14 protein-coding genes and 2 pseudogenes are annotated in these 13,535 nt (G+C 68.4%); 3 read left to right on the plus strand and 13 right to left on the minus strand.

Annotated elements, in window-relative coordinates:
* The first annotated feature begins 27 nt into the window (after positions 1-27).
* The gene (locus tag ACUN0C_RS12440; RefSeq protein WP_445466693.1) at positions 28-420 is read left to right on the plus strand and encodes a DUF302 domain-containing protein; all 393 of its coding nucleotides are present in this window, start codon (positions 28-30) and stop codon (positions 418-420) included.
* 199 nt (positions 421-619) lie between these two features.
* On the opposite strand, the pseudogene ACUN0C_RS12445 reads toward ACUN0C_RS12440, so the two are convergent.
* The 3 genes and pseudogenes from ACUN0C_RS12445 to ACUN0C_RS12455 form a co-directional block, all read right to left on the minus strand.
* Positions 620-748: pseudogene (locus ACUN0C_RS12445) on the minus strand (EamA family transporter); the annotation flags it as partial.
* Positions 749-850: 102 nt separating this feature from the next.
* Positions 851-944, minus strand: a pseudogene (locus ACUN0C_RS12450) (iron ABC transporter ATP-binding protein); the annotation flags it as partial.
* A 98-nt stretch (positions 945-1,042) separates the two neighbouring features.
* Positions 1,043-2,188 carry a M23 family metallopeptidase gene (locus ACUN0C_RS12455; protein WP_445466694.1) on the minus strand — a complete coding sequence of 382 codons (1,146 nt, stop codon included), beginning with the start codon at positions 2,186-2,188 and terminating at the stop codon, positions 1,043-1,045.
* A gap of 354 nt (positions 2,189-2,542) precedes the next feature.
* Between ACUN0C_RS12455 and ACUN0C_RS12460 the strand changes: the two genes are divergently transcribed.
* A complete protein-coding gene (locus ACUN0C_RS12460; RefSeq protein ID WP_445466695.1) occupies positions 2,543-2,776 on the plus strand; it encodes a hypothetical protein in 234 nt (77 codons plus the stop codon).
* A gap of 12 nt (positions 2,777-2,788) precedes the next feature.
* Here the strand turns inward: ACUN0C_RS12460 and ACUN0C_RS12465 are convergent, their stop codons facing one another.
* From ACUN0C_RS12465 to ACUN0C_RS12510, 10 genes are all read right to left on the minus strand, one after another.
* Positions 2,789-3,610: a sugar phosphate isomerase/epimerase family protein gene (locus ACUN0C_RS12465; protein ID WP_445466696.1), complete on the minus strand. Its 822-nt coding sequence runs from the start codon at positions 3,608-3,610 to the stop codon at positions 2,789-2,791.
* 23 nt (positions 3,611-3,633) lie between these two features.
* Positions 3,634-4,443, minus strand: a complete 810-nt coding sequence (locus ACUN0C_RS12470; RefSeq protein WP_445466697.1) for a class I SAM-dependent methyltransferase — start codon at positions 4,441-4,443, stop codon at positions 3,634-3,636.
* Positions 4,444-4,455: 12 nt separating this feature from the next.
* Positions 4,456-5,736 (minus strand): TRAP transporter large permease, encoded by a 1,281-nt coding sequence (locus ACUN0C_RS12475; RefSeq protein ID WP_445466698.1) that lies wholly within the window; start codon positions 5,734-5,736, stop codon positions 4,456-4,458.
* Positions 5,733-6,338, minus strand: a complete 606-nt coding sequence (locus ACUN0C_RS12480) for a TRAP transporter small permease (protein ID WP_445466699.1) — start codon at positions 6,336-6,338, stop codon at positions 5,733-5,735. The genes ACUN0C_RS12475 and ACUN0C_RS12480 overlap by 4 nt, the downstream gene beginning before the upstream one ends.
* A gap of 38 nt (positions 6,339-6,376) precedes the next feature.
* Entirely contained in the window at positions 6,377-7,372 is a 996-nt protein-coding gene (locus ACUN0C_RS12485; protein WP_445466700.1) for a TRAP transporter substrate-binding protein, read from the minus strand.
* A gap of 46 nt (positions 7,373-7,418) precedes the next feature.
* The gene (locus ACUN0C_RS12490) at positions 7,419-8,516 is read right to left on the minus strand and encodes a mandelate racemase/muconate lactonizing enzyme family protein (RefSeq protein WP_445466701.1); all 1,098 of its coding nucleotides are present in this window, start codon (positions 8,514-8,516) and stop codon (positions 7,419-7,421) included.
* Positions 8,517-8,519: 3 nt separating this feature from the next.
* Positions 8,520-9,977, minus strand: coding sequence for an amidase (locus ACUN0C_RS12495; RefSeq protein WP_445466702.1), 1,458 nt, complete (start codon positions 9,975-9,977; stop codon positions 8,520-8,522).
* Positions 9,978-10,103: 126 nt separating this feature from the next.
* Positions 10,104-10,364 (minus strand): NAD(+)--rifampin ADP-ribosyltransferase, encoded by a 261-nt coding sequence (gene arr, locus ACUN0C_RS12500; RefSeq protein WP_445466710.1) that lies wholly within the window; start codon positions 10,362-10,364, stop codon positions 10,104-10,106.
* A 43-nt stretch (positions 10,365-10,407) separates the two neighbouring features.
* Positions 10,408-10,890, minus strand: a complete 483-nt coding sequence (locus ACUN0C_RS12505) for a VOC family protein (protein WP_445466703.1) — start codon at positions 10,888-10,890, stop codon at positions 10,408-10,410.
* Between the two features lie 91 nt (positions 10,891-10,981).
* Positions 10,982-12,118, minus strand: coding sequence for a DJ-1/PfpI family protein (locus ACUN0C_RS12510; RefSeq protein WP_445466704.1), 1,137 nt, complete (start codon positions 12,116-12,118; stop codon positions 10,982-10,984).
* Positions 12,119-12,214: 96 nt separating this feature from the next.
* On the opposite strand from ACUN0C_RS12510, the gene ACUN0C_RS12515 reads away from it, so the two are divergent.
* The gene (locus ACUN0C_RS12515; RefSeq protein ID WP_445466705.1) at positions 12,215-13,186 is read left to right on the plus strand and encodes a GlxA family transcriptional regulator; all 972 of its coding nucleotides are present in this window, start codon (positions 12,215-12,217) and stop codon (positions 13,184-13,186) included.
* Positions 13,187-13,535: the final 349 nt, after the last annotated feature.

The raw sequence follows: 13,535 nt of genomic DNA on the forward strand, positions 1-13,535 counted from the left end.
CGCGTCAGTGCGAGATGGAGGACGGTGATGACCTACTACCACGCGCGTACCGTAGAAATGCCGTTTCAAGAAGCCGTCGAACGGACGATCGCCTCGCTTCAGGCCGAGGGCTTCGGCGTCTTGAGCGACATCGACGTGGCGGCCACTCTGAAGAAGAAGATCGGCGTCGATTTCCGGCCGTACCGCATCCTCGGCGCATGCAATCCGCAGATGGCGCACCGGGCGCTTCAGGCCGAGGACAAGATCGGGACGATGCTGCCTTGCAACGTGATCGTTCAGGGGCTTGCCCCCGAACTGGCGGAAATAGCGGCGGTGGATCCCGTGGCCTCCATGCAGGCGGTGCAGAACCCCGGCTTGGCGGATACGGCCGGCAAGGTCAGGGCGATGCTGATGAAGGCGATCGATGGAGTGAGCCCGTAGGACCGATCCCCTCTGAAGCTCTTCAAGCGGCTGAGGGCGCCGGCGGGCCTTGCCGGCGCGCGCCTCTGAACCTGCGGCTGGAGGCGGGCGAGATCTCCGGCATTTGCATCGGGGCGGGGCCCGTATCGATCGATGCAGGTCTGACCGAAACCTTTCGAGGCGTCCGGTGTTGCCGCACGTTCAACAGGTGGCACGCAGGTCAGCCCCGGTAGCCGACCAGCACGGCTTCGGCAGCGATGAGCATCACGCCGGTCCAGTTCGCTGCCGACAGCGTCTCGCCGAGGAACAGCGCCGCGAAGATGGCGACGAGCACGACGCTGAGCTTGTCTCCAAGTCTAACAGGTGGCCACCAGCCGGCCGGAAAAGTCCTGCACCGTCACCTTCGTCTCATAGACCGGCTGAGGAGCGTGGAGGTCATGATTCCGGCCGTCTTTCATGACGACGATCGAGTCGCAGCCGGCGGACGCCATGTTGATGTCGTGCAGCACCATCACCGTCTTGCCGAGTTCGCGGGACGCCTTGCGGCGCGCGAGGACGCTAGTCCAGGAGCGGAGACGAGGAAGGCAGCGAGGTCGTCGGGCGTTCAGAGCCCTCGTCGCATTCTGGGAGCGAACGGGTCCGCCTACCGGACCGTGAACAGCTCGGTCCGGGTGGCGAGGGGCTGGCCGTTGCGGACAATGGTCACCGTGCCGACCCAGGTGCCGGGACCTGGCGGGAGCCGGCGCCCGGCATAGCCGACGTAGTCGGCCTTGCTCCGGTCGAGCGGATCGCCCTTGTGATCGGCAAACGGACCTTCCGGTCCCTCCAGCCGAAGCATCAGCTGGTCGCCGGCTTGCAGGTTGATTGCCCAGCCCCACAACACTGTCGCCGGTGAATCGCGCTGAGGCCATGGGGGCGGACCCTGCGCCCGCAAGGCGGCCCCATCCACGGGTCCAGCTGCCAGCCCGATCCCGATGACGGCGGTTCGGCTCGCAGCCAACCTACCCGCCAGGTCCACGTCCCACAGTGGGGCTCCGCCATCCGCGCAAGGCGTGCCGAGCGGACGGCCAGTGGCCGGGTCCAGTTCCACGCCCTCCTTGCGCACCGAAATATGCACGTGCGGGAACTGGGTGAGGCCGGAGGCGCCGACCCGTCCAACCGGGTCGCCCGTATCAACCTGTTCACCCGGCTGCACGAGGAGTGAGCCGCGGGCGAGATGGCAGAGCTGCGTCTGCCAGCCCGCGCCGTGATCGATGACGAGCCCGTTGCCGCACTCCCGGTCGCGCACCGCCGCGCGTGCATCGGACGTCTCCACCAGAACGTCCGGTTCGCCGTCGCGCGCCCGCAATACCGTACCCGCGGCCGGCGCCAAGACCGCCGTTCCCATCGCATCCTTCATGCTTGGCACGCGGATGTCGGTCCCTTCGTGGCCGTCATAGCTGGCGGAGCCGCAATAGCTGTCCGCTACGCCTGGCCCGGAATCCAGATCTGGCGTGCTCTGAAGATAGCAGGTGCGGCCAACTTCGCACTCGAGCGGAAGAGCGATGCGGAACGGCTCGGCTGCTGACACGCTCAGGCCGACGGGGAGGACCAGCAATGGGAGCAAACGCAGGAGGGCGGCCACCGTGAGGCCACGGCACCGGAAGACTCTGCCCGTCTGATCGACCGAAGAACCCAGTGTGTTCGCGCTCATGTTCGCCATACCGCCTCCGGCGTCCTGCGCTTCCGCTTCCGTGCAGAACCACCTTTGGCCGGCGCTCTCGGCCGTGTGAACCTGATCATACGCCATCCTGGAACGGCAGGAGTCGGATCCGCTCGTTCCGAGCGGCCGACATTGCACGATGACATGGTTGCCGGGCGGCCGCTCGGCGGCAATGGCCGCCCGCCGCACGGGATGCGCCGGGGCGCCATGCCGATCACAGCGGGCCCTTCTGACGGTGCTTTGGCCGGCGACCGTGCCTTGACCCTCCCCTTCGCGACGGTCTTCCGGCCGTGCCGCTCGTCTGGGCACCTCCTGTTTCTGGCGATTCCGGTGCAGACGCCGCGATCACCCGTTCCCTGCAAGGCAGCCATGCGATCGCAGGCCTACCGCAGCGTGATGCTCACGCCTAATTCGGGTGCGTCCAATATATTGGTCGACGCAATGGCTTACGCACCTTCGACGAACCCGGCCGCCTTTCAGGCTCACCCGGCCGGCGCACCGAGCCGGATCCGGACGGCGTTCGCCTTCCTCGTCTCCAACGCGAGCCCGCAGGCCGACGCGGCGGTCGCCACGCCGCTCCTCGCCCGCAGCGACGAGGAACTCGCGGCGCTCGGCGTCTCGCGCGCCGGTCTCCTGAAGCAGTCCCTCCTCAGCGGCCGCTCCGGCTTCTGGTAGTCGGCACTCGGCTCAGGCGACGCCGGCTTCCCTCGCGCGCTCGACGATGTGGTCTCGCCCGCGCAGCATGTCGTCGAGCGATCCGAACTGGTTCATGTAATGCCCGCGGAAGCCGTCGCGCTCCAGCCGGGCGAACAGCGCGCCGAAATCCATCGTTCCGTCTCCCGGCTGGAGATGCTCTTCCACGGTGCCCCGGCAGTCGGCGAGGCGCACCTCGCGGCAGCGGGTGAAGTCGAGCGCGTCGATGAAGCCCTGCACGCCGTCCGGCCAGAGATGGGCGTGGTTGGCGGTGAAGGCGAAGCCGAGGGCCGGCGACGGCAGCCGGTCGAAGTAGAACAGGCACTCTTCGATCGTCGCGCCGAGATACTTCACTTCCGCCTGCGCCGGCTCCCTGTTCGGGTTCTCCAGGAGGAGCAGGACGCCCATCCTTTCCGCATGGTCGACGGCCCGCGCCAGGCGCTCAAGGGCCGCGTCGCGTCGTACCGCGTAATCGTCGGTGAAGTGGTAGCCGGCGTGAACGATGACCCAGCCCGCTCCGGTGGCGGCGGCCATGTCGGTGTAAGCCCTGAGGTAATCGTCGGCGGCCTTGCGCATGAAGGGCGATATTTCGGCGATGTTGACTCCCGACAGGGTGTGGAGCCCCAGCTCGACGCCGGTTTCCTCCAGGAGCCGCCGGATCCCCGGCGCGCGGGCCTGGATCGTCTCAAGCGCATTCGGCTCCAGGTCCGTCTGCACATCGAGATAGCGGACCTCATGGCCGGCCGCCCAGCGGATCGCGTCCTCGACGCTGAGCTTGCGGCCGACATCCACTCCAATTCGTTCGCGGATCGACATCGATCTCCTCTCTTCGCGGCCGTTCAGGCGGTCCCGGTGACCACCCAGGCGGTGGCGGTGAGCGAGCGCGGCCCGTCGGGCGCACCGGTGAGAAAGGCGCGCCGCACCGCCTCGCCGATGCGCGACCGCTCCTCCGGCGCCAGCGCGGCCACGTAGCCGCCGACCGGCCCCTGGCCGCCGAGCAGCGGCTCCCAGAAGTCGGCGAAGTCGGCGAAGTCCATGCGGATGGTCGCCTCGTCGCGGCGGACGGCGGCGAAGCCGGCCTCGCGCAACAGGTTGGTCATGCCGTCCGGCAGGGCGAGCGGGCTGGCGAAGAGCCTGTCCCGGATCGCCGCCGCCTTGCCGTCGAGCACCGAGGCGGTGTCCCAGAGGAGGCGCTGGTAGGTGAGGCCGCCGCGGAAATCCCAACCGGCGGCCACCGCCGTGCCGCCGCTCCGGCAGAGGCGCTTCATCTCACGCGCCGCCGCAAGCGCGTCGCCGACGAAGTTCAGCACCAGCACCGCATAGGCTGCGGCGAACGCGCCGTCCGGCAGCGCGGAGCGGCAGAGATCGTCCTCGACGAACGCCACTCCCTCCGCCTCGGGCCGTCCGCGGGCATAGGCGAGGTAGGCCGGCGACACGTCCGTGGCGGTGATCGACCGCTCCGGATAGCGGCGGCGGAGCGCGAACGCCATGCTCCCGGTGCCTGCGCCGACGTCGAGGAGCCGGCCGGGCGGCGGGTCTCCGACGCGGTCGAGCACCGCTTCGGACAGGCGGGCGGTCCAGCGGCCGATGAAGCGCTCGTAGGCGGCGCCGTCATTGGCGACGTAGGTGGTGGAGGTGCTGGCGGTCATCTCGGCTCGGTGTCAGTTCATCGCGACGGTGGGCAGCCAGGTCGCGAGGCCCGGCACCGCCATCAGCAGGAGCGTGAAGAGGATGATGAGGACGAAGAACGGCATGTTGGCGCGCAGGATCTTGATCTGATCGACCTCGGCGATCCGGCTCGTGATGATCAGCGCGATGGCCATCGGCGGCGTGAGCTGGCCGATGATCACTGCCATCACCATGAGCGTGCCAAAATGGACGAGGTCGACGTTGAAGGCGACCAAGGTCGGCAGGATGACCGGAACCAGCACCGGGATCAGCGGGTCTAGGAACATGCCGGCGATGATGGCGAGCACCATCAACGCGAGCAGCTTCATGTACATGCCGTCGCCGATCGTTAGCACGTCGATCATGGAGGCGAGCATCTGCGGGACGTGAGCGCTCGACAGGCTCGCACCGAAGGCGAAGGAGAGGCTGACGATGAGGAGCAGTTCGCCCGTCGTCTGCACGGCGCTGACGAGCACCCGGTAAAGGTCGCGAAGGCCGAGCGTCCGGTAGACGAAGACCGAGATCACGATCGCATAGACGGCGCCGAACGCGCCGCCCTCGGACGGGGTGAAGACGCCGAGGACGAGCCCGCCGATAATGATCGCCGGCATGCCGAAGGCGAGGGACGCGCGCAGGCCCGACCGCCAGATCTCCCGCAGCGAGAAGGAGCCGTGCTTGCGCCAGCCCTTGCGTTGGGCGAGGAAGGCGACCAGCAGCATGAAGGCGCCGCCGAGCAGGATTCCGGGGATCAGGCCGGCGAGGAAGAGGGTGCCCAGCGAGACGCCCGTCACTGCCGAATAGAGGATCATCGGCGAGCTGGGCGGGATCAGGGGACCGACGCCGGACGAAGACGCGCTGACGGCTGCGGATATCTCGGCGGAGTAGCCCTCCTTCTTCATCGCGGGAATGAGGATCGAACCGCTGCCCGCAAGATCGGCGGTGGAGGACCCGATCATGCCGCCGAAGAACATGCTGGTCAGCACGTTGACGTGAGCCAGTCCGCCCTTCAGCCACCCCACCAGGGCGCGGGCGAACTCGAAGAGCCGGCCGGAGATCCCTCCGGCGTTCATCGTGACACCGGCAAGCACGAACATCGGCAGCGCTATGAGCGTGAAGGTGCTCATGCCGGAGACCATCGACTGCGGCACGATGAGGAGCCACTGGCCGGCGAAGATGAAGCTGACCATCACGGCGGTCATCAGCGCCGCGATCATCGGCACGCCGAGCGCCAGCAGGCCGAGGAGCAGAACGATCGTGATCAGCGCGCCCGTCACCGGCGCGCCTCCGGCATTCGAGGCCGCTCGCGCCATTGCCGAACGAAATCGGCGAGGAAGGCGAGCGCGGCAAGCGCCGATCCGATCAGCATTGCCGAGGTGAACCAGCCGGTCTGGATGCGCAGATAGATCGTGCGGTCGGATCCGAACAGGCTGACATAGTCGAATGCGAGGATCGCGAGGTAGCCGAAGACCGCGGCGGAGAGGAGGTCGGCGAAGAGCCGCGTCAGCTTCCGGATCTGCGGGGGGAGCTTGTCGACGAGGACGTCGATCCGGATGATCTGGCGGCGGCGTACGGACAGGAACATGCCGCACATCGCCAGCCAGGGCATCAGCGCGATCACCAGTTCGTCGGCCCAGATCGCGGCATGGCCGAGGCCGTAGCGGGATACGGCATTGCCGAACACCAGGCCGACGATGGTGACCAGGACGGCGGCGCCCGCAACCTCGACGAGGCTGTTCGCCGCCCGGTCGAACCACGTCCCGTCATCGAGCTTGACCAGATCCGCTTCGCGGGTGGCCTGATCAAGCTGAGCGGCGAGGTCGTCGGTCGCCGGCGCGTCACCACGGCCCGGCGGGTTCTCGGTCGGTGGCGACGCCATCCGGTGCTCCAGGTGCTGACGGGCCTACTTGCAGCCGTCTATTGCTGGGCCGCCTCGACGACGCGCTTGGTGAAGTCGGCGCCGGCCGTCTCGCCGATCTTCTCCCAGATCGGCTTCGAGGCTTCCTGGAAGGCCGCGAGATCGATCTCGTTGATCTCGACCCGGCCCTCGTCGCGCAGCCTCTTGAGCAGCGCCTCGTCGGCCTCGACGCCCAGCTGGCGAGTATACTCCGCAGCCTCCTGCGCCGCCCGCTTCACGGCCTCCTTCTGCTCGTCGGTGAGCGAATCGTATTTGCGCGCATTCATCACCAGCGTCACCGGGGTGTACACGTGGTTGGACAGGGAGACGTATTTCTGCACTTCGTGGAAGGAGCGGTTGACGGTGCCGGCGAGCGGGTTCTCCTGCCCGTCGACCGTACCCTGCTGGAGGGCGAGGTAGAGCTCGCCGAGGTTCATCGTCACCGGCGACGCGCCATAGGTCTGGAAGGTGAGCACCCGCGTCTCGCTCCCGGGCACGCGGAGGCGGACGCCGCGCAGATCGCCGGGGACGACGATCGGGCGCACATTGTTGGTGATGACCCGGAAGCCGATCTCGCCGAAGGCGAGCACCTCCAGCCCGGCTTTCTCGCGCATGGACCGGCGCAGTTCCTCGCCGATCTCCCCGTCGAGCAGCCGCGCCACGTCCTCGCGGTCGCTGAACAGGAACGGCATGTCGAAGACGGCCCATTTCGTGTCGAGCTGAACGGCGTCCGACCCCATTGGATAGACGTCGATCTGGCCCGTGCGGATCATCTGCAGGTGGACGACCTCGTTGCCGAGCGCCTGCGTATGGAAAAACTCGTGGTCGAAATTGTCCCCCAGCTCGGCCTCGAGGTTCTCCGCGAAGCGCTGCGCCATCTGCAGGTCGAGCCCGGTCAGCGGGTTCTCGCCCGAGATGCGCAGCTTCAGCGCCTGCGCGGAAGCCGTCCCGGACGCGAGAGCGGACAGGCTGACCGCCAGCGCGCCGGCCAAAAGCACCGACATCATCTTCTTCATCTCTGCTTCCTCCCTCTGCTCCCGCAGCGTTGTCGAACCTGTTCCCTCAGGCCCTCAGGCGGGTATCCTTGAGCATGTCGCGGTCGAGCCGCACGCCGAAGCCCGGCCGGTCCGGCACCTTGAGACGCCCGTTCTCCGGCTGCGGCGCGTCCAGGAAGATCGCCCGCTCCACCTGCTCGACGCCGAGATGGCATTCGGCGAGCGTGCCGTTCCGGAAGCCCGCGACGTGGTGCAGGCAGTAGATGCCGCCGCCGCCGGCGTCGGAGAGCGGGCGGTTGTAGATCTGGGCGAGATGCGCGACCCGCCGCGTCTCGGTCATGCCACCGTTGTAGAGGCTGTTCGGCATGAAGATGTCGATGGCCTCGTGCTCGAGCCATTCGCGGAAGCGGTTGGAATGGCCGTCCATCTGGCCGGCTGACAGGGGGATCCGCGTCCTCTTGCGCAGCATCGCCATGTCGCGCGCGTCGTTGGCGCGCAGCGGATCCTCGAACCAGGCGATGTCGAGGTCCTCGATCAGGCCGCAGAGCTGTGTCGCCTCCTCCAGCCCCAGGCTCTCGTTGGCGTCGATGGCGAGGACGAGCTCGTCGCCGAGCTCCTTCCGGACGCGGCGCACGCGGCGCGCATCCTCCTGATAGCCGCCCTTGGCGACGCCGACGAGCACCTTCAGCCGGCTGTGGCCGTCCGCCATGAGGCTGCGGCCGAGCTCGACGAGCTGGTCCTCGTCATAGGCGCCGAAGCCGTAGGTGACGTAGACGTCGGCGTAGTCGCGGTGGCCGCCGAGGAGCTGCGCCACCGTCCTTTCGCTCGCCTGGCCGATAATGTCCCACAGCGCCAGGTCTATGCAGGCGAGCGCGGCGAGGTTGATGCCGGACATCCGGCCGCGCTCGGAGACGAGCGGATGGAGCCGCGCGTGAATCGCTTCCAGATCGCGCGGGTCCATCCCCTTGATCGCCGGGAAGAGGTCGTCGACGAGCGCGGCCGCCACGCCGTGCAGCAGGAAGCGCGCCGCCATGCCGACGCCGACATGGCCCTCGTCGGTCTCGATTTCGCAGACGACGCGGGTGCTCTCGCCGGCCGGCTTGTCCACCAGCGGCAGGCGGGTCTCGATCTTGTGCAGGCTGACGCGGATATCGGCGACACGCATGGACTAACCTTCCGCCTTGGCGACGTGTGCCTCGAGTGCCGCCGGGATCCGGCCGGCGAGCCCGTCCTGCCGGCTGAGCAGGCGGTGGAGGTCGGGGATCGGCCGGCAGTATTCCGGATCGCCGGCCAAAGCGGCCTCGATCGCGGCGGCAGCGGCGAGCGTCCCGAAATCATCGTGCCGCCGTCCGACGATCTGAATTCCGAACGGCAGGCCGGCCGGGCTGAGGCCGCAAGGAACGACCGTCGCGGGATGCGTGGTCAGCGTTACCGCGTAGGTGACCGAAATCCACTCGATGTAGCTCGACAGCCGCCGGCCGTCGATCTCGGCGACGAAGACGTCCTCGACCGGGAACGGCTCGACGGCGGCGGCCGGGCAGATCAGCAGGTCGAAGTCTTCGAAGAAGCTTTGGAAGCGCCGGAAGAGCGCCGTCTGCTCGGCATGGGCCCGGCCGATGTCGGCGACAGAAAGCGCGTGCGCGAATTCCGTGTTGCGGATGACGTTCGGCCCGGCGCGGTCGCGATGCCGGTGGATGTAGTCGCCGTAGGCGTGGGCGAAATTCGCCGCCCGGAGCGCGTCGAAGGTGCGGTGCACGTCGCCCAGGTCGGGATCGCGCCACTCCGCCCGGCCGAACAGGGGCTCCAGCCGCTCCGCCACCACGGCGAAGTGGTCGCGGATTGTCTTCGAAACCGTGGCGCTGCCGAGATCGGCCGAGAACGCGACGCGCAGGCTTCCGAGATCACGGTCGGACAGCGCGGCAAAGCGGCCGGGGTCGAGTTCGAGCGACAGCGGATCGGCGGCATCGGGCCCCGCCAGCGCCGCCAGGAGCAGGGCCGCGTCGCGCACGTCCCGCGCCATCGGGCCGTCGACGGAGAGCGGCGACCAGCCATAGCGGCGGGCGTCGCTCGGCACCGTGCCCGGCGACGGGCGGTGGCCGACGACGCCGCAGAAGGCGGCCGGCGTGCGCAGGCTGCCGCCCATGTCCGAGCCGGTGGCGAGCGGGACCATGCCGGCAGCGAGCGCCGCCGCCGAGCCGCCGGACGACCCGGCGCAAGACAGGCGCGGATCGAACGGATTGACGGTGGCGCCGTAGACGCGGTTCACCGTGTTCGCTCCGGCGCCGAATTCCGGCGTGTTCGTCTTGCCGATGACGATGCCGCCCGCCGCTTTGATGCGGCGCACCAGCAATTCGTCCCGGTCTGGACGATGGTCCTTGTAGACCAATGAGCCCCAGGTGGTGGCGAGCCCTTCCGTCGCCGTCAGGTCCTTCACCGCGACCGGCAGGCCGTGCAGGAGCCCGAGCGGCCCGCCTGCCATCTGGGCGGCCTCCGCCCGCTTGGCCTGCTCCCGCCCGCGCTCGAAATCGCGGGCGACGACGGCGTTGACGGCGGGGTCAGTTCGCTCGATCCGCGCGACGCAGGCGTCGAAGAGCTCCACCGGGGACAGGGCCTTGCGTCCGATCAAGGCGCGCAGTTCTCGCGCCCGACATGCCGCAAGGTCTTCCACCCGTGGCTCCTTTTTAATTACGTATTATGCATTCAATTTGCTGTCCGCTGGTTCGGCTGTCAAGCATGCCCCGCCCGTCTCCTTTCAGTCGTCGATGGGAACGACGCCCTGCCTCTTCAACTTCTCGAGCGCCGCCTTCATGGCGGCGACCGCTTCCTTCGAGTGACCCTCCCACTTCTTCACTTCGCCGGCCACGCGCAGCGGATGGCGTGACCGGAACGACTTGGTCGGATTTCCTCGAAACTTCTTGTCGGTGACATTGGGGTCGTCCTCGAGCGGGCCGGTCGGCTCGACGAGGTAGATCCTTTCGGCACCTTCGCCGTGCGCCAGTTCGGCCGCCCATATCGCGGCGCCCGTCCTCGGAGGTCTCGGTTGTCATCGGTTCCGGTCAGCTTGCCTCTGCCGCGGCTTGGATCGTCGCGATGTCGATCTTGCGCATCGTCAACATCGCCTCGAACGCCCGCTTGGCCGCGTCCGGGTCGGAACCCGTCGTCAGGTCGAGCAGCAGCCTCGGCGTGATCTGCCAGGAATGGCCCCAGCGGTCCTTGCACCAGCCGCAAGCGCTGTCCTTGCCGCCGTTGCCGACGATCGCATTCCAGTAGCGATCGGTCTCGTCCTGGTCTTCGGTGATGACCATGAAGGAGACGGATTCGTTCGGCGTGAAGATCGGGCCGCCATTGAGGCCGACGAACTTGCGGCCGAGCACGGTGAACTCCACCGTCAGCTCGTCGCCCTCACTGCCTCCCGGATAATCCGCCGGCGAAGCATTGACCCTGTCGACGCGGCTGTCGGGGAAGGTCGCGGCGTAGAACTCAGCCGCCTTCTTCGCTTCGCCGTGATCGAACCACAGGCAGGTCACGAGGTCGGTCATTCTCGTCTCTCCTCTGTTCTGAAGGGTTGGGGCCCGCACCCGCGCGGGATGCGGTTGCTCCCCGGTGATGGCCACTGTCCGTGCTCGACGATCATTGCGGATACTCGAGCTGCATGGCGACCATCTGCCTCGTGCGCTCGCCGTAGCGTCCGGCGATAGCCCGAAGCGCGCGTTCCAGCGTCGCCGACGGCGGCTCGTTGGGCAAGGTCGAGAGCCTCCGGTCCGCGGGCCAGTCCGTCGCAATCCGATCCGGCACGACACGAATGCCGTTTGCCGTCGCGACGGCCTCTGCCGAGGCTGCGAGCGTCACGGCGTCGGAGCGGTAGGTCCGGGACCAGGCATCGGCCATCAGCGCCAGCGATGCCTCGTCCATGCCCGGCTCGAGGCGGATGCCGAGGTCCTCGTGCCGCCAGAATATCGCTCTGTTGACCAGGACCGTCGTCGCGAAGCGGCGCGTGACCTTGAACGCCGCGCTCGCGTGGCGCGCATCCCACCGCTCGAGCCCGATCGCGCGCGCGACCGATTGGGCGGTCTCGCGGCCGCCGATGGCCTCGATCAGGGTCAGCGTCATAGGCATCGAGGCTGAGATGCCGGTGGTGGTCACGATATTCTCGTCGGCCACAATGCGCCGGTCGGCAACATATTGGATGGTGGGGCTGCGCCCCAGCATCTCGTCGACATAGTACCAGTGCGTCGTCGCGCGCCGGCCATCGAGCAGGCCTGCGGCGCCGACCACCTTGGCGCCGGCACAGATGCCGACGATGGTCGCGCCGCCGGCCGCCTGCCTCTGCAGCCAGGCCAGCACGTCCGGGTCGTCGTCGCGGCTCATCGCGGGGACGATCACGTAGTCCGCGCCTTTCGGATAGGCCGCATCGAAGTCCGCGGTGGTCATGTCGGGCTCGACGCGGAGCGCGGGGTAGAGCCGCACCGGCCCGGGGCCGGTCGCCACCATGACCACGTCGGCGACATCGGCGCGCCTGAGGATGCCGGTCGGCATCAGGTAATCGGTGGTCTCGGTCGCGTCGTTGAGGCCGATGACCGCGATGACCGGCCGCGCCCGCTTCGGCGGGCGGAGGGAAGCGAGCAGGGCGTCGGCCTCCTCCTCCGGCGGCGCTGCGGTCGTGACCGGCGCCGCGTCTGGCGGCAGGGTCCAGACCCAGGCTCCGAAACCGAGAGGCGCGAGGACCGCCGCCGCCAGCGCGGTCACTATGACCCTTCTCTTCGGCATGGCTGGGATCCTCCTGGGCCGTGGACGGCGGCGACCGATCCAGACTAGGCGCGTCCAGAGATGGCGGAAATGACAATGAAGTGGTAAATCCTGCCAATGCACCGCGTCGCCTTCATCGTCTATCCGGGCTTCGAGCTTCTCGACATAGCGGGGCCGGTTTCGGTCTTCACCGGCGCCAACCGCGTTCTCACCGGGCAGGAACGGCCGTCGTTCTACGAGTCCACCCTCGTCTCCGCCGCCGGCGGAGCGGTCCAAAGCAGCAGCGGCATCGCGGTCGGGACGCTACCGATCGGCGAGGTGGCGCCAGGTGACATCCAAACGGTCCTGATCGCGGGCGCCGAGAAGGAGCGGCTTCTGCCGGCCGTCGCCGATCCGGCCCTGCGGGCGGCGCTTCCGGCGCTGGCCCGCGCGGCCGAGCGGTTCGGGTCGGTCTGCAGCGGCGGGTTCGTCCTCGCGGCGCTGGGGCTTCTCGACGGTCGCCGCGTGGCCACCCACTGGGACGCCTGCGACCCCTTCGCCAAGGCGTTCCCTCAGGTCGAGGTCGACCCCGATGCCCTCTACGTGGTCGACGGCCGCCTCTGGACCTCCGCCGGCGTGACGACGGGCATCGACATGGCGTTGGCCATGGTCGCACGCGACCTCGACCAGGCGATCGCGGGGCAAGTCGCCAAGCGTCTGGTCCTCTACGCCCGGCGGCCCGGCTATCAGTCGCAGTTCAGCCCGGTCCTTCGCGCGCAGGCGCAAGGCGAAAGCCCGTTCGCCGACCTGATCGGCTGGATCCAGGCGAACCTGGACGCGCCGATCGACGTGAAGGCGCTGGCCGCCCGGGCCTGCCTGACGGAGCGCACCTTCCACCGGAAGTTCCGCACCGCGACCGGGATGACGCCCGCGCGTTTCGTCGAGACGGCGCGGCTCGACGCCGCACGGATGCTGCTGTCGCGAGGGCTCTCGCTGAAGTCGGTCGCGGCGCGGGTCGGCCTCTCGCCGGCCGCACGATTCTCGGAGGCATTCGAGCGACGGTTCGGCATGACGCCTCGGCTGTTCCGGGACATGCACGCGCAACTTTGATCAGCCATGAACCAGCTGGCCTGGAAGGTACCGGCCGGAGTCGGCGCCGGTTCTCCCCGCCGTTCGGATCCGCTCGAAAAGGCGCCGGAGGAGATCGGAGCGGGCTGACCCCGAGGGGACTACCGCCTTGGCATGCTTCCAGCCAGCGGAGGCTGTCGAAAGCCAGCTTCACTGATCCACAGTCGAGGACGATCGCGTCGGGGCGCCTCGTCGTCCTTTGGCCTGCCAATCGACGCTGCCGAGCCGTGGCGGTGGGAGACGGGTCGGGATCCGCCCCATCTCTGGCATCTTTGCGGTTCCCGACCTACGAGTAGAACGATTGGGAGGGCGCGCCGGCAAGGCGCAGTTA

The organism is Faunimonas sp. B44 (assembly GCF_052655945.1).